Origin of the sequence: Streptomyces sp. NPDC097619 (genome assembly GCF_040302735.1) — a bacterium.
Lineage (GTDB): Bacteria > Actinomycetota > Actinomycetes > Streptomycetales > Streptomycetaceae > Streptomyces.
Map to the genome: position 1 here is coordinate 1 of NZ_JBEOSD010000172.1, position 16421 is coordinate 16421.

The 16421-nt window shown below is 69.2% G+C and carries 13 protein-coding genes; all 13 read right to left on the bottom strand.

The genetic code is table 11. The features are described from left to right. The coding region (locus ABTZ17_RS31460; RefSeq protein WP_502994930.1) for a cytochrome P450 family protein at positions 1-784 on the bottom strand (784 nt) is incomplete at its 3' end. Positions 785-1078: 294 nt separating this feature from the next. After that, the gene (locus ABTZ17_RS31465; RefSeq protein ID WP_352199188.1) at positions 1079-2206 is read right to left on the bottom strand and encodes an ABC transporter ATP-binding protein; all 1128 of its coding nucleotides are present in this window, start codon (positions 2204-2206) and stop codon (positions 1079-1081) included. Further along, positions 2199-3182: an ABC transporter ATP-binding protein gene (locus tag ABTZ17_RS31470; RefSeq protein ID WP_352199189.1), complete on the bottom strand. Its 984-nt coding sequence runs from the start codon at positions 3180-3182 to the stop codon at positions 2199-2201. The genes ABTZ17_RS31465 and ABTZ17_RS31470 overlap by 8 nt, the downstream gene beginning before the upstream one ends. A gap of 12 nt (positions 3183-3194) precedes the next feature. Next, entirely contained in the window at positions 3195-4184 is a 990-nt protein-coding gene (locus ABTZ17_RS31475) for an ABC transporter permease (protein WP_352199190.1), read from the bottom strand. Continuing rightward, the gene (locus tag ABTZ17_RS31480; RefSeq protein WP_352199191.1) at positions 4177-5100 is read right to left on the bottom strand and encodes an ABC transporter permease; all 924 of its coding nucleotides are present in this window, start codon (positions 5098-5100) and stop codon (positions 4177-4179) included. Before ABTZ17_RS31480 ends, ABTZ17_RS31475 begins: the two co-directional genes overlap by 8 nt. 73 nt (positions 5101-5173) lie before the next feature. After that, a complete protein-coding gene (locus ABTZ17_RS31485) occupies positions 5174-6799 on the bottom strand; it encodes a peptide ABC transporter substrate-binding protein (RefSeq protein WP_352199192.1) in 1626 nt (541 codons plus the stop codon). A 129-nt stretch (positions 6800-6928) separates the two neighbouring features. After that, positions 6929-7852, bottom strand: a complete 924-nt coding sequence (locus ABTZ17_RS31490; protein WP_352199193.1) for a GNAT family N-acetyltransferase — start codon at positions 7850-7852, stop codon at positions 6929-6931. Between the two features lie 151 nt (positions 7853-8003). After that, the gene (locus tag ABTZ17_RS31495; RefSeq protein WP_352199194.1) at positions 8004-9044 is read right to left on the bottom strand and encodes an ABC transporter ATP-binding protein; all 1041 of its coding nucleotides are present in this window, start codon (positions 9042-9044) and stop codon (positions 8004-8006) included. Continuing rightward, on the bottom strand, positions 9037-10095 hold the full coding sequence (locus ABTZ17_RS31500) for an ABC transporter ATP-binding protein (RefSeq protein WP_352199195.1): 1059 nt from the start codon (positions 10093-10095) through the stop codon (positions 9037-9039). Before ABTZ17_RS31500 ends, ABTZ17_RS31495 begins: the two co-directional genes overlap by 8 nt. An 11-nt stretch (positions 10096-10106) precedes the next feature. Continuing rightward, positions 10107-11048 carry an ABC transporter permease gene (locus tag ABTZ17_RS31505; protein WP_352199196.1) on the bottom strand — a complete coding sequence of 314 codons (942 nt, stop codon included), beginning with the start codon at positions 11046-11048 and terminating at the stop codon, positions 10107-10109. Further along, positions 11041-11973 (bottom strand): ABC transporter permease, encoded by a 933-nt coding sequence (locus ABTZ17_RS31510; RefSeq protein WP_352199197.1) that lies wholly within the window; start codon positions 11971-11973, stop codon positions 11041-11043. The genes ABTZ17_RS31505 and ABTZ17_RS31510 overlap by 8 nt, the downstream gene beginning before the upstream one ends. A gap of 167 nt (positions 11974-12140) precedes the next feature. Then, the gene (locus ABTZ17_RS31515; protein ID WP_352199198.1) at positions 12141-13781 is read right to left on the bottom strand and encodes a peptide ABC transporter substrate-binding protein; all 1641 of its coding nucleotides are present in this window, start codon (positions 13779-13781) and stop codon (positions 12141-12143) included. Positions 13782-14218: 437 nt separating this feature from the next. After that, positions 14219-16117, bottom strand: coding sequence for a translational GTPase TypA (gene typA / locus ABTZ17_RS31520; protein WP_352199199.1), 1899 nt, complete (start codon positions 16115-16117; stop codon positions 14219-14221). Positions 16118-16421: the final 304 nt, after the last annotated feature.

Consider the following 16421-nt stretch of genomic DNA (forward strand, 5'->3'; position numbering starts at 1 on the left):
GACCCTTCCCGGGCTCGCCGAGGCGCACGGGGCGGGCGAGCTGGCCCCGGCCCCGCTGCGCGCCTACGCCGTGACCCGGGAGGAGGTCGGTGTCCTCGGCGGCGGCGTCGCCGAGGACGACGCGGCGGCCGGTCCGGGCGAGGGCGGCCCGGATCCGGGCGTGGTCCAGGAGGCCGCCGGCGGTCAGCGGGGCGGCCTCCTCCCCCACCACCCGCAGGAACTCGGCGCAGGAGGGGTGCAGGGCGCGGCCGGAGGCCAGGGCGCGTTCCTCGGCCTCGCGGTGGGCGGGGCCGGGGGCGGGGGCCTGCGCCGCGTGGGCGGCGGTGGCGGGGTCGAGCCGGCCGAGGGGCGCGGAGTGGAAGCGGGCCAGGTCCGCGGGGTCGAAGAGGAGCAGGACCGGCCCGGCGGGGGCCCGGACCACCACCGGTGCCCCGCCGTGCCGGCGGCGCAGTCTCCGCAGGACGGTGGCGGACAGGACGGGGGCGCCGAGGAGGTCGAGGAGGGCGGCGGTGCGGGGGCGGGGGGCCGCGGTGCCGCCGCAGAGTCGGGCGGGAAGCGCGTGCCCCAGGAGGAAGCCGAGGTTCTCGGCCGGGCGGGCGCGGACCGGCAGGAGCGCGGCGGGCGACTCCCCCGGACCCGGGAGCGGTCGGGCCGGGGTCGGCACCGCGGGGGCGGGACGCTCCCGCGCGGGGTCCTCCCGGTCCGGCTCCGCGGCCGCCGGGGAGGTGCCCCGCCGGCGGCCCCGGGTGGGGGTCGGGCCCCCGGCCGTGCGGGGTCCGGGCACGCCGGGAACGGTTTCGCGCTCCGTACGCATGGTGACCCTCCGCTCAGCAGATGACGCCTGTCGGTGACACTCTGTGCACGGCGGGTGCGGGTTTGGCAAAACGGCCCGCCCCGGGCGGGGCGGGCCGAAGAGGCGTCCGGGGAGCGGGCGTTGGGGTGCGGGAGCCGGTGTCACGGCGGGGCTGCGGGTCGGTCGGCGGGTGCCGGTCGGCGCCTCCGACCTCGGATCGGGCCGTCAATCCGAGGCCCCGCGCGCCACCCCCACGAGTGAGGGGCCGGCCGGGCCGGACCGCCCTCAGGAGGTCCCCGCCCCCGGATCGGCTCCGCCGCTCGTGCCGGTCGCGCCGGGGGCTCCGGGCGGCGGGGCGGGCGGGGCCGCCAGGTCCCCGGCGGCCGGGACCACCTGCCGTTCGGCCGCGAAGTGGCAGGCGGACGGGTGCGCGGCGGGGCCTCCGGCGGCCTCCAGGTGCGGGGGCACGGCCAGCAGCGGGACCTCCGTGGAGCAGCGCTCCTCGGCCTTCCAGCAGCGGGTGCGGAAGCGGCAGCCCGAGGGCGGGTTGGCCGGGGAGGGCACGTCACCGCTGAGGATGATCCGGTCGCGGTGCTCCCGGGCCCCGGGGTCGGGCACCGGCACGGCCGACAGCAGGGCCTGGGTGTAGGGGTGCGTGGGGTGGTCGTAGATCTCGGTGTCGGTGCCGATCTCGACCAGCTTGCCGAGGTACATCACGCCGACCCGGTCGGAGATGTGCCGGACGATCGACAGGTCGTGCGCGATGAACACGTAGGAGAGGCTGAACTCGCTCTGGAGGCGCTCCAGCAGGTTGATCACCTGCGCCTGGACGGACACGTCGAGGGCGGAGACCGGCTCGTCGGCGACGATCACCTCCGGCCGCAGGGCCAGGCCGCGGGCGATGCCGATGCGCTGGCGCTGACCGCCGGAGAACTGGTGCGGGTACCGGTTGATGTACTCCGGGTTCAGACCCACGACGTCGAGCAGTTCCTGCACCTTGCGGCGCCGGTCCCCCTTGGGCGCCACCTCGGGGTGGATCTCGTACGGCTCCCCGATGATGTCGCCCACCGTCATGCGGGGGTTCAGCGAGGTGTACGGGTCCTGGAACACCATCTGGATGTTGCGGCGGACGGCCTTCAGGGCACGGCCGGACAGCTTGGTGATGTCCTCGCCCTTGTAGGAGATGGCTCCGGCGGTGGGGCGTTCGAGGTTGACGAGCATCTTGGCGACGGTGGACTTCCCGCAGCCGGACTCGCCGACGATGCCCAGGGTCTCCCCGGCGCCCAGCGCGAAGGAGACGCCGTCCACGGCCTTGACCGCGCCGATCTGCTTCCTGAAGAGGATGCCCTGGGTGAGGGGGAAGTGCTTGACCAGGTCCGTCACTTCGAGGATCGGCTCGGTGGCCTCAGGCATGGAGGCACTCCTTCCAGAAGTGGCAGGCGCTCTGCCGGGCCACGGGGGACTCGGTGACCTCGGCCAGCGGGGGCACCTCGGCGCGGCAGAGGTCCCGGGCCATCGGGCAGCGCGGGTTGAAGGCGCAGCCCGGCGGGATGGCGAGGAGGTTGGGCGGCAGCCCCTTGATGGCGTAGAGCTCCTGGCCCTTCTGGTCCAGGCGCGGGATCGAGTCCAGCAGGCCCCGGGTGTAGGGGTGCGCCGGGTTCTTGTAGATCTCGTGGACGGGGGCGGCCTCGACGATCCGTCCGGCGTACATCACGGCGATCTTGTCGGCCACGTCGGCGACGACGCCCAGGTCGTGGGTGATCAGGATCAGGCCCATGTTCAGCTCGCGCTGGAGCTCGGCGAGCAGGTCCATCACCTGTGCCTGGACGGTCACGTCGAGGGCGGTGGTGGGCTCGTCGGCGATGATCAGGGAGGGTTCCAGGGCCAGCGCCATGGCGATCATGATGCGTTGGCGCATGCCGCCGGAGAACTGGTGCGGGTAGTCCGTCACCCGCTGCTTGGCGGCGGGGATCTTGACCCGGTCCATCAGCTCCACGGCCTTCGCCTTGGAGTCCTTGCGCGACAGGCCCCGGTGCACCTCGAACATCTCGCCCAGCTGCGCGCCCACCGTGAGCACGGGGTTGAGGGAGGACAGGGCGTCCTGGAAGATCATGGCCATCTCGGCCCCGCGGATCTTCCGGCGTTCGTCCTCCTTCATCTTCAGGAGGTCCTTGCCCTTGAAGAGGATCTCGCCCTGCGGGATCCGGCCCGGGGGCATGTCGAGGATGCCCATCACGGCCTGCGCCGTGACCGATTTGCCGGATCCGGACTCGCCGAGCACCGCGAGGGTCTCCCCCTCGTCCACCGCGTAATTGACCCCGTTGACGGCCTTGGCGACACCGTCCCTGGTCTTGAACTCCACGTGCAGATCGCGGACTTCGAGCAGCATGGCCCCGCCTCCTCAGCGCAGCTTGGGGTCGAGGGCGTCGCGGACCGCGTCGCCGAGCATGATGAACGCCAGCACCGTGAGGCTCAGCGCTCCGGCCGGCCACAGCAGCATGTGGGGCGCGTTGCGGATCTGCGGGGCGGCGTTGGAGATGTCGATGCCCCAGGACACGGTGGGCGGGCGCAGGCCCACGCCCAGGAAGGACAGGGTGGCCTCCAGGGCGATGTACGTGCCCAGGGCGATGGTCGCCACCACGATCACGGGGGCCACCGCGTTGGGGGTCACGTGCCGCAGCAGCATCCGGCCGCTGCCCGCGCCGAGGGCCCGGGCGGCCTGCACGTAGTCGTTCTGCTTGGCGGTGATCACGGAGCCGCGGGCGATGCGGGCGATCTGCGGCCAGCCCAGCAGCACGATGAAGCCGACCACCGGCCAGACGGTGGTGCTGGTGACCACGGAGAGGAAGACCAGGCCGCCGAGGACCACCGGGATGCCGAAGAAGATGTCGGCGACCCGGGAGAGCAGCGCGTCCCACCAGCCGCCGAAGAAGCCCGCCAGGCCGCCGAGCAGGGAACCGAGCAGGGCCGCGCCGACGGTGGCGCAGATACCCACGGTGATGGAGGCGCGGGCCCCGTACACGGTGCGGGTGTACACGTCGCAGCCCTGGGTGTCGTACCCGAAGGGGTGGCCGGGCTCGGAGCCCTGCTGGGACTTGGACAGGTCGCACTGGAGCGGGTCCCCGCTCGCGATGAGCTGCGGCCAGATCGAGATGACCACGAGGAAGAGGATCAGCAGGGAGGAGATCAGGAAGACCGGGTTGCGGCGCAGCTGGTGCCAGGCGTCGGACCACAGGGAGCGGGGCTTCTCCTGGGGGCCCGGACCGTTGGGCGAGAGGTCCTTCTCCAGGCTCTCGGCCTCTTCGATCGCGAGGTCCATGGGTCCGCCCTGTCCGGTGGGGGCGATGGCTTCCCGGTCGCCGGGCTGGAGCGGGTCGTACGGCTCAGGCATAACGGATCCTCGGGTCCAGGACCGCGTAGAGCAGGTCGACGAGCAGGTTCGCCAGCAGGAAGACGATCACCAGGATGGTCACGAAGCCGACCACGGTGGGGGCGTTGTTGCGGAGGATGCCCTGGTAGAGCTGGTAGCCCACGCCGTGGATGTTGAAGATCCGCTCGGTGACGATCGCCCCGCCCATCAGGGCGCCGATGTCGGTGCCGATGAAGGTGACCACGGGGATCAGGGAGTTCCGCAACAGGTGCCGGGTGATGACGCGGCGGCGCGGCAGCCCCTTGGCCACGGCGGTGCGGACGTAGTCGGCCTTGACGTTCTCGGCGATGGAGGTGCGGGTCAGCCGGGTGACGTAGGCGAGGGAGACCAGGGCCAGCACGATGCCGGGCAGGATCAGTTCGTTGAGGGGGGCGTCGGAGGAGACGGTGGGCCGGACCCAGCCCCATTTGACGCCGAGGACGAACTGCAGCAGGTAGCCGGTGACGAAGGTCGGCACCGAGATGACGATCAGGGTGAGGACCAGCAGGCCGGTGTCGATGGCCCGGCCCCGGCGGAGGCCGCTGATCACGCCGAAGGTGATGCCGACCACGATCTCGAAGAAGATCGCCACCAGGGTCAGTCGCAGGGTCACCGGGAAGGCCGAGGCCATGAGTTCGGTGACCTTCTGGCCGTTGAAGGCGGTGCCGAAGTCGCCCTGGAAGATCTGGCCCATGTAGTGCAGGTACTGCTTCCACAGGGGCTGGTCGAGATAGAGGTCCTTGCGGATGCGGGCGGCGGTGGCGGGGTCGGGCGCCTTGTCGCCGAAGAGGGCCGCGACGGGGTCGCCCAGCGCGTACACCATGAGGAAGATGAGGAACGTGCTCCCGATGAACACCGGGATCATCTGGAGCAGTCGCCGGATGACGTAGCGGCCCAAGGGAGCCTCCGGATTCCGGGTGGCCGCCCCGGCGGTCACCGGCCGGGGCGGTCACATGGCTGTGGAGTGGGGGTCAGCCGACCTTGATCTGGTCGTAGACGGGGACGCTGAACTGGTTCAGCTCCACGTTCGACAGGCGCTCGGAGTAACCGGCGCTGCCGTTCTGGTACCAGAGCGGGATGGAGGGCATCTGGGCGGCGAGGATCTTCTCGGCGTCCTGGAACTTGGCGATGGCCTTCGCGGTGTCGCTCTCGGCGTTGGCCTCGTCGACGAGCTTGTCGAAGTCCTTGTTGCTGAACTTCCCGTAGTTGGAGGAGGCGCCGGTGTAGTACAGCGGCTCCAGGAAGTTCTGGATCAGCGGGTAGTCGCCCTGCCAGCCGGACCGGAAGGGGCCGGTGAGCTTGAAGGAGCTCTGCTGGTTGCGGAAGTCCGCGAAGGTGCCGACCGGGTTCACGGTGCAGACCGGGCCGCGGCCGAGGGCGTTGTTGATGCTGTTGCAGACCGCGTCCATCCACACCCGGTGGGAGCCGGTGTCCACGTTCGAGGTGACGGTGACCTTGCCGCCGGGCAGTCCGCCGCCCTCCTCGATGAGCTGCTTGGCGGCGGCCGGGTCGTACTGGCACAGCTCGCCGCACATGTCCTTGTACCCGCCCTTCTCGCCGAGGGCGGAGGAGGTCCAGTCCTTGGCGGGGCTGCGGGTGTCCTGGAAGATCTGCTTGGTGATCTCCTCGCGGTTGATCGCGCGGGAGATGCCCTGCCGGACCTTCTCCATGCCCGCCTTGTTCCACCGCGGGTCGTACAGCGGGAAGGTGAGGGTCTGGATGATCAGGGCGGGCTGGTTGATGTACCGGTCGCCGAGGTCGTTCTTGACGTTCTTCAGCTGCTGGGCCGGGACGTCGTCCACCAGGTCGAGGTTGCCGGCGATCAGGTCCGTGTAGGCGGTGTTGTTGTCGGTGTAGACCTTCAGGTCCACCCCGCCGTTCTGGGCCTTGTCGGGTCCGGTGTACCCGTCCCAGGTGCGGAGCTTCATCCCGGAGCCCTTGGTGTACGAGTCCACCGTGTAGGGGCCGTTGCCGACGGGCTTGTCCAGCCAGGCCGCGTGGTCGGTGAAGAACGCCTTGGGCAGCGGGGAGAACGCCTGGTAGCCGAGGGTGTCGGGCCAGGTGGAGAACTTCTCCTTCAGGGCCACCGTGAAGGTCTTCGCGTCCTTCACCACGAGCCCGCTCATGGTCTTCGTCTTCGGGTCGCCGGACTCCGGGTGCAGCTCGTCGTAGCCGACGATGTCGGAGAAGAAGGGCGAGTTGTTCTGCTTGTTGCGCACGTCCGCGCCGTAGTTCCAGGCGTCCACGAAGGACTGTGCGGTGACCGGCTCGTCGTTGCTGAACTTCCACCCGTCCTTGAGGGTGATGGTGAAGTTCTTCTGGTCGGTGGACTCGATCTTCTCGGCCACCATGTCCTTGGCCTCGCCGGTCTTCGGGTCGTACCGCTTCAGACCGCGGAAGAGCATGTCGAGGACCTTGCCGCCCTGCACCTCGTTGGTGTTGGCCGGCTCCAGCGGGTTCTGCGGGTCACCCCAGGAGGAGCTGACGATCCCGGCGCCGTCACCCCCGCCGCCGTCGCTGCCGCCGCCGCAGGCCGTCGCGCCCAGCGCGACGGCGACCGCACAAGCGGCCCACTTGGCATGGGTGGCTCCGCGCATGGAGTGCCTCCTCAGTGGCTCCCGGGTCGTCCTGACCGTGGGTGGTCGTACTCAGGAGCCAATGTCACCCCGAACGGGGGCGAACCGCACGTTATGCGCGCCCATGCGGGAGCCCGCGTCACCCGCCTGTCAGCAGAGGGTGACCTCCCAGGTGTCCACCGCGAAGTACAGGGTCATCCCGTGCGCCTCGTACAGGCCCAGGGCCCCGCTGGCGTTCTCGGTGTCCACGCCGAGCCCGATCGTGTCCCGACCCCGGTCCGCGTACACGGCGAAGGCGTGCCGGAGCAGGTACCCGGCGACCCCCCGGCCGCGCAGCTCCTTGCGGACGCCCAGGTTGCGGATCCAGCCCATGGTGGAGCGGTCGTCCCGGGTGATCACCACGGCGGCGTCCCCGTGCCCGTCCAGGGCGGCGATCCACACCAGGGACCAGTCCAGCCGGTCCCCGTCCAGGTCCGCCAGCCACTGCTCGTAGCCCCGCGGGGTGTGGTCGAAGTGCTCCGCGAAGGTCTCCTCCACCAGGGCGTGCGCCCGCCGGCGGTCCGCCTCCTCGTGGCAGTTCCGCAGGGTGAGCCCCGCCGGGGGCTCCGGCAGCACGTCGGCCGTCCGGGACAGCGGGCGGGTCATCACCTGGTGCAGGCGGACCCGGCCCCAGCCGCGCGCGGCGAGCCGGCCGGTGTCGAGGGTGGGGGCGGTGTTGAGGTTGAGGTGCACGACGGCCCGCGCGGCGCCGCCCTCCCGCGCCCGTTCCAGGGCCCGCGCCTCCAGCAGGGCGAGCAGCCGCTCCCCCGCGTCCTGGTGCTCCGGCAGCACGTAGTGGTCGGCGTCGATCCGCTCGGGGTCCCCGTCGCACCACAGGACGGCGTACGCCACCAACCGGCCGCCCTCGAAGGCCAGCCACGAGTCCCGGGCCAGGTCCGTCTCCGGGTGCAGCAGGTCCGCCTCGACCTCGTGGAGGTCGGTCTCGGGGCGGCCGATCTCCAGCACGTCCACGGCGTTGAGCAGGGCACAGATCTCGGGCGCGTCGGTGGGCCCGGCGGGGCGTACGGTCAGCATCCCCCCACTTTGGTACGGGTCGCCCGGAACGGGCAAAGCGTTTTATCGGCCCGGCCCCGGTGCCCGTCCGGGCCCCGCCCGCGGAACGCCCGAGGGCGCCCGCCCCGCTGCTGCGGGAGGGGCGCCCTCGGGGGCACGACGGTGCGGGGCATCAGGCCGACAGGACGGCCCGCTCCTCGGCGAAGTGGCAGGCGGACTCGTGCTTGGCGAGCGAGTCCGTGCCCTCGTAGCGCTTCGGGATCGCCAGCAGCGGCACCTCGGTGGCGCACTTGTCCTCGGCCTTCCAGCAACGGGTGCGGAAGCGGCAGCCCGAGGGCGGGTTGGCCGGGGAGGGCACGTCACCGGTGAGGATGATCCGGTCGCGACCCTCGCGGGCCTCCGGGTCCGGCACCGGGACCGCCGACAGCAGCGCCTGGGTGTAGGGGTGCGTCGGGTGGTCGTAGATCTCGCTGTCGGTGCCGATCTCGGCGAGCTTGCCGAGGTACATCACGCCCACGCGGTCGGAGATGTGCCGGACGATCGACAGGTCGTGCGCGATGAAGATGTAGGACAGGTTGAACTCGTCCTGGAGCTTCTCCATCAGGTTGATGACCTGCGCCTGCACGGACACGTCCAGGGCGGAGACCGGCTCGTCGCAGATGATGATCTCGGGGTTCAGCGCGAGACCGCGGGCGATGCCGATGCGCTGGCGCTGACCGCCGGAGAACTGGTGCGGGTACCGGTTGATGTACTCCGGGTTCAGACCCACGACGTCCAGGAGCTCCTGCACCTTGCGGCGCCGGTCGCCCTTGGGGGCCACCTCGGGGTGGATGTCGTACGTCTCGCCGATGATGTCGCCCACCGTCATACGGGGGTTCAGCGAGGTGTAGGGGTCCTGGAACACCATCTGGATGTTGCGGCGGACGGCCTTCAGGGCACGGCCGGACAGCTTGGTGATGTCCTGGCCCTTGTAGAAGACCTCGCCCGCGGTGGCCCGCTCCAGGTTCATCAGAAGCTTGGCGACGGTGGACTTGCCACAGCCGGACTCGCCGACGATGCCCAGGGTCTCGCCCTGGTAGAGGTCGAAGGAGACCCCGTCGACGGCCTTGACCGCGCCGACCTGCTTCTTGAGCAGGATGCCCTGGGTCAACGGGAAGTGCTTGACCAGGTTGCGCACCTGGAGGATCGGCTCGCCCTTGGTCAGGTCAGCCATGGATCGTCTCCTTCCAGAAGTGGCAGGCGCTCTTGCGGCCCGGCAGCTCGCCGCCGTCCCGCTCGGTCACCGAGTGCAGCACGGGAACGTCCGAGCGGCAGATGTCCTGCGCGGCGGTGCAGCGCGGGTTGAACGCGCAGCCGCTCGGGATGCGCAGCAGGTTGGGCGGCAGGCCCTTGATCGCGAAGAGCTCCTGGCCCTTCTGGTCCAGGCGCGGGATCGAGTCCAGCAGGCCCTTGGTGTAGGGGTGCGCCGGACGCTTGTAGATCTCGTGCACCGGGGCGGTCTCGACGATCCGGCCGCCGTACATGACGGCGATCTTGTCCGCGACGTCGGCGACCACGCCGAGGTCGTGGGTGATCAGGATCAGACCCATGTTCATCTCGCGCTGGAGCTCCGCGAGCAGGTCCATCACCTGGGCCTGGACGGTCACGTCGAGGGCCGTGGTGGGCTCGTCGGCGATGATCAGGTCCGGCTCCAGCGCCATCGCCATGGCGATCATGATGCGCTGGCGCATACCGCCGGAGAAGTGGTGCGGGTAGTCGTCCACGCGCGCCTTGGCGGCGGGGATCTTGACCCGGTCCATCAGCTCGATGGACTTCGCCTTGGCTTCCTTCTTGGAGAGGCCGCGGTGGACGCGGAACATCTCGCTCAGCTGGTAGCCGACGGTCAGCACCGGGTTCAGGGAGGACAGCGCGTCCTGGAAGATCATGGCGATCTTCCGGCCGCGGATCTGCCGCCGCTCCTCGGCGCTCATCTTCAGCATGTCCTGACCGCGGAAGAAGATCTCGCCCTGCGGGATCTTGCCGGGGGGCATGTCGAGGATGCCCATGATCGCCTGCGCGGTCACGGACTTGCCGGAGCCGGACTCGCCGAGCACGGCGAGGGTCTCGCCGGCGCTGACGCTGTAGTTGACGCCGTTGACGGCCTTGGCCACACCGTCACGGGTGTGGAACTCCACATGGAGGTCACGGACTTCGAGGAGGGGGCCCTCGAAGTCGGCACCGTCACGCGGGGCGGGGACCGTCGCGGTCTTGTCGATGGTGGTCACGTACGCCCTCCTCAGCGCATCTTGGGGTCGAGGGCGTTGCGGACCGCTTCGCCGAGCATGATGAACGCCAGCACGGTGATGCTGAGCATGATCGACGGCCACAGCAGGACGTGCGGGGCGACGCGGATCTGGGCGGCGCCCGCGGAGATGTCCACACCCCAGGACACGGTCGGCGACGCGAGGCCGAGACCGAGGTAGGAGAGGGTGGCCTCGGCGGAGATGTAACCGCCGAGCGCGATGGTCGCGACGACGATCACGGGGGCCAGGGCGTTCGGCAGGATGTGCCGGAAGAGGATCCGGACGGTGCCGGCGCCGAGGGCCTTGGCGGCGTGCACGTAGTCGGCCTGCTTGACCGTGATCACGGCACCGCGCATGACGCGGGTGATCTGGGTCCAGCCAAGGAAGGCCAGTGCGCCGACGACGACCCACACGGTGCGCTCGGTGAACGCCTGCAGGACGACCATGGCGCCGAGCAGGAAGGGGATGCCGAAGAAGATGTCGGTGATCCGGGAGAGGATCGCGTCCACGATGCCGCCGAAGTAGCCGGCGATCATGCCCATGATGCCGCCGAGGACGGTGACGATCGCGGTGACGCAGATGCCGACGATGATCGAGGCACGGGTGCCGTAGATCAGGCGGGCGTACACGCTGCGGCCCTGGCCGTCGTAGCCGAACCACTCGGGCGAGCCTATGGAGCCCAGCTCCGGCTTGGTCAGGAAGTGCTTGACCAGGTCGCCCTTGGTGGGCGAGGCGCTGGTGAACAGCCCCGGGAAGATCGAGATCGTCAGCAGCAGGACGATCAGGACCGACGACACGAGGAAGTACGGGTTGCGACGCAGGTCGGCCCAGGCGTCGCCCCAGAGGCTGCGGGCCTTCTCGGCCTTCTGCGGGGCGACGGGGGCGGCCACGGCCGCCTCCTCCGCCGGCGCGGCGGTCTTGGTCATGTCAGGCATACCGGATCCTCGGGTCCAGGACCGCGTAAAGGAGGTCGACGAGCAGGCTGGCGACGAGGTAGACGATGACCAGGACGGTGACGACACCGACCACGGTCAGACCCTCGCGACGGACGATCGAGTCGTAGATCAGACCGCCGACGCCCTTGACGTTGAAGAGGCCCTCGGTGACGACCGCGCCGCCCATGAGGGCGCCGATGTCGGTGCCGAGGAAGGTGACCACCGGGATCATCGAGTTGCGCATCAGGTGGACGCCGTAGACACGGCGCTTGGGCAGGCCCTTGGCCACCGCGGTGCGCACGTAGTCGGCGCGGAGGTTCTCCGCCATGGAGGTACGGGTGAGGCGGGCCACGTATGCGAGGGACAGCGCACCCAACACAATGGCCGGCGCGAGTAGTTCGCCCCAGGTTTCGTCGATGCTCACGTTCGGCGAGATCCAGCCCAGCTGGTCGGAGAAGACCATGCGGACGATGAAGCCGAGGACGAACACCGGGACCGAGATGATCAGCAGCGTGAAGACCAGGACCAGGTTGTCCGCGAGGCGGCCCGCGTTGAGGCCGGCCACGATGCCGAGGCCGAGACCGAGCACCAGCTCGATCAGGAAGGCCAGCATCGCGAGACGGAGGGTGACGGGGAAGGCGTCCCCGATGACCTCGGTGATCTCGCGGCCGCTTCGGATCTGCTCTCCGAAGTTGAAGTGGAACAGGATGTTCGAGATGTAGTTCCAGTACTGCTGAAGAATGGGCTGGTCAAGCCCGTGCTCTGCTCTCAACCGGGCCAGCGTGGCCGGGTCGGTCCCCTTGTCGCCGAACAGACCCGCCACGGGGTCGCCGGGCAGGGTGTAGACCATCAGGAAGATGAGCAGAGTCGTCCCGAAGAAGACCGGGATCATCTGGAGCAGTCGTCGTGCGACATAGCGCCCCATCGTGCCTCCGTTTGAAGATGCGGCAGTAGGCAGGACAGGCCCTTCCCGGTGCCGGACGCCGTTTCCGGCGTGCGGCACCGAGGAAGGGCCCCCCGTTCACTGCGTACAGGTCCGGATGCGGGCCGACTCCCCGTCGGCCCGATCCGTACAGCGGACTACGTCAGTGACTACTTCTTCTTGACCTCGACGCCCTCGAGGATCGGGTCGCCGTCCTGGGCGTACTTGACGCCGGAGACGGACTCGGAGTAGCCCGCGTTGACCTTGTAGTACCAGAGCGGGATCGACGGCATGTAGTTGACCAGGTTCTTCTCGATCGCCTGGTACTCCTTCACCGACTCGTCCAGCGTCGCGGCGGTGTCGGCCTTGGCGATGGCGGCGTCCAGCTCCTTGTTGGAGAAGTCACCCTGGTTGCCGGAGGCGCCGGTCTGGAACAGGTCCCGGAGGAAGTTCGCGTTCACCGGGTAGTCGAGGACCCAGCCGGAGCGGTAGATCGACTTGACCTGCTTCGACTTGCGGGCCTGGAGGTCGGCCTGGAAGTCGGGCTTGGCGTCGCCCACGCACTTGACGCCGGTGGCCTGGGTGATGCTGTTGCAGACAGCCTCGACCCATTCCTTGTGGCCGCCGTCGGAGTTGAACTGGATGGAGATGGCGTTGCCGGGAACGCCGCCACCCTCGGTGATGAGCTGCTTGGCCTTCGCCGGGTCGAACTTGGTGACGTCGCCCGCGGCGTTGGGCTGGAAGCCCTGGACACCCTTGGCGACCCAGCCGGTGGCGGGCTCACGGGTGCCGTTCAGGACGGTCTTGGTGATCGTGTCGCGGTCGATCGCCATCGAGAGGCCCTGGATGACCTTCGGGTTGACCTTCTTGTCCTTCCACTGCGGCGCGTAGTACGCGATCGCGAGCGTCTGGATGGCGGAGTACGCCTGGTCGACGGCACGGTCACCGAGGTCCTGGCGGTAGACCGGGAGGTCCTTCGGGCCGATGGAGCGGAGGACGTCCAGGTTGCCGGACTTCAGGTCCTCGTAGGCGGTCTCGACGGTGGTGTAGTTCTTGAAGACCACACCGCCGTTCTTCGCCTTGTTGTCGCCCTTGTACCCGTCGTACCGGACGATCTTGATCTGCTTCTTGTGCTCCCACGAGTCGAACTTGTAGGGGCCGTTGCCGACCGGCTTCTCACCGGCGGCCTTCGGGTTCGCGTAGAAGGACTCCGGCAGCGGGGAGAAGACCTCGTAGCCGAGCTTGTACGCGAAGTACGGGATCGCGGAGTTCAGCTCGATGGTGAAGGTGCTCTCGTCGAGGACCTTCAGGCCGTCCAGCTTGTCGGAGGTGGGCTTGGCGCCCTCCTTCTCCGGGTGGACCTTGTCGAAGCCCTTGATGTCCGAGAACCAGGAGGCGTTGCCCTGGTTGTTCGTGATGGTGGCGGCCCAGTTCCACGCCTTGACGTAGGACTCGGCGGTCACCGGAGTGCCGTCGTGGAAGGTCCAGCCCTTCTTGAGCTTGACCGTCCAGAGCTTGCTGTCCTTGGAGTCGACCGACTCGGCGTTGACCATGGTCAGCTTGCCGTCTTCGGTGTAGTCGACCAGCTGCGAGAAGAGGCCGCTCAGGACGATGGAGCCGTTGGACTCCATGGTGTCGGCCGGGTGCAGGAGCTTCTCCGGCTCGCCCGTCTCGACCGAGAAGATGCCGTTGGGGTCAACGGCGCCCTTCTCGGCGCCCTTGCCCTCGTCCTTGCCCCCACCACAAGCGGTTGCTGCCAGGGCGACGACGATCGCGCCCGCGACCCACTTGGCGCTCTTGGCACCACGCATGGGTTTCCTCCTCATGAGTCCACTGTTCGACATGAGGGACCCGGACCGTTCGCCGACACCCCTGACGGCGAGTGGGACCGGTGTCCCGTGAGTGTGCTCGTGAGTCGGCGCTCCCCACAGCGCATGACCCATTGACCCGAGCTCAATGGAGCCATCCTCTGGGACGCCCTGGCTGTTAACCACACTTAAAGGGTCTCGTTTTCACAACATCGAACAGCCCCCACAACCCGAAATCCGGACATATGGATCACAGACAGACACGCCCGAAACGGACGGTTAGCGCACGTTCCGGAGTGTGACGGCCGATATTCGGACACCTGAACGCAACAATCCGTTTGACAAAAGCGAACGGCCCGCCCTCGCACGGAAGCCGTGCGAGGGCGGGCCGTTCGATCACGAGCCGCTGCCGTGGCCCCCTCGGGGGCCTGGGCGGGAGACTAGCGCTTGGCGCGGGAAGCGGTGCGCGAACGCTCCTTCTGGTCCAGGACGACCTTGCGGATGCGCACGGCCTCCGGGGTCACCTCGACGCACTCGTCGTCGCGGCAGAACTCCAGGGACTGCTCCAGGGAGAGCTTCCGCGGCGGGACGATCGCCTCGAAGGAGTCGGCGGAGGAGGAGCGCATGTTGGTGAGCTTCTTCTCCTTGGTGATGTTCACGTCCATGTCGTCGGAGCGGGAGTTCTCGCCGACGATCATGCCCTCGTACACCTCGGTGCCGGGGTCGGTGAACAGCACGCCGCGCTCCTGGAGGTTGGTCATCGCGAAGGCGGTGACCGCACCGGCGCGGTCGGCGACCAGGGAGCCGTTGTTGCGGGTCTGGAGCTGACCGAACCAGGGCTCGTGGCCCTCGTGGATCGAGTGCGCGATGCCGGTGCCGCGGGTCTGGGTCAGGAACTCGGTTCGGAACCCGATCAGACCGCGGGACGGGACGACGAACTCCATGCGGACCCAGCCGGAGCCGTGGTTGGACATGTTGTCCATGCGGCCCTTGCGGACGCCCATGAGCTGGGTGACGGCACCCATGTGCTCCTCGGGCACGTCGATGGTCATGCGCTCGACGGGCTCGTGGGTCTTGCCGTCCACCTCGCGGGTGACGACCTGGGGCTTGCCGATGGTGAGCTCGAAGCCCTCGCGGCGCATCTGCTCGACCAGGATGGCGAGCGCGAGCTCACCACGGCCCTGGACCTCCCAGGCGTCCGGGCGCTCGGTGTCGAGCACGCGGAGGGAGACGTTGCCGATCAGCTCGCGGTCCAGCCGGTCCTTGACCTGGCGGGCGGTGACCTTGCGGTCCTTGATCGCCGCCTTGGCGTCGGCGCCCTTGCCGGTGCCGCCGCGGCCGACCAGCGGGGAGGTGTTGGTGCCGATGGTCATCGAGATGGCCGGCTCGTCCACCGTGATCAGCGGGAGCGCGATCGGGTTCTCCGGGTCGGCCAGGGTCTCGCCGATCATGATCTCGGGGATGCCGGCCACGGCGCAGATGTCGCCGGGGCCCGCGACGTCGGCGGGCTTGCGGGTCAGGGCCTCGGTCATCATCAGCTCGGTGATGCGGACGTTGGAGACGGAACCGTCCCGCTTGATCCACGCGACCGTCTGGCCCTTGCGCAGCTCGCCCTGCTCCACGCGGAGCAGCGCGATGCGGCCGAGGAAGTTGTCGGCGTCGAGGTTGGTGACGTGGGCCTGGAGCGGCGCGTCCTCGTCGAAGGTCGGGGCCGGCACGTGCTCCAGGATGGTGGAGAAGAACGGCTCCAGGTTGGTGGAGTCCGCCGGGACGGTGCCGTCCTCCGGCTTGGTCAGCGAGGCGATGCCGTCACGACCGCAGGCGTAGACGATCGGGAACTCGATCTGGTCCTCGTCGGCGTCCAGGTCGAGGAAGAGGTCGTACGTCTCGTTGACGACCTCGTCGATCCGGGAGTCCGGGCGGTCGGTCTTGTTGATGCAGAGGATGACGGGCATGCGGGCCTGGAGAGCCTTGCGGAGCACGAAGCGGGTCTGCGGCAGCGGACCCTCGGACGCGTCCACGAGCAGGACGACCGCGTCCACCATCGACAGGCCGCGCTCGACCTCGCCACCGAAGTCGGCGTGGCCGGGGGTGTCGATGATGTTGATCGTGATGGGCGCCCCGCCGTCCTTGGGGTGGTACTTCACCGCCGTGTTCTTGGCGAGGATCGTGATGCCCTTCTCACGCTCCAGGTCGTTCGAGTCCATCATGCGGTCGTCGAGCTGCTGGTGGGCGGCGAAGGCACCGGCCTGCTTGAGCATGGCGTCGACGATGGTCGTCTTGCCGTGGTCGACGTGGGCGACGATGGCGACGTTACGAATATCGTGGCGCGTGGGCATACTTCGGCGCTTCTCCCGGGATCGTGGATGGCGTCGCGTACGGTCCGGCACGCGCGCCCGCCGGGCGGAAAACCTGCCACGGCCTTACCCCATCCTACGCGGGCTGGCGGGAACCGCATGCCGGGGGTCTGTCAAGAGGCCGTGAGGCTGAGCTTCCGAGGGGTTCCGGCCGGGTGTGGAATGGGGTCCCGGCCGTCGTCCGCGGGGTCCTGCGAACTGCGGTGCTGCGGGTCAACGGGTGTCACCGACCTTGCCCGCCGGGGTCGCCGGCGGGCAAGGCAACTGGGCGAGTTCAGATAGGACG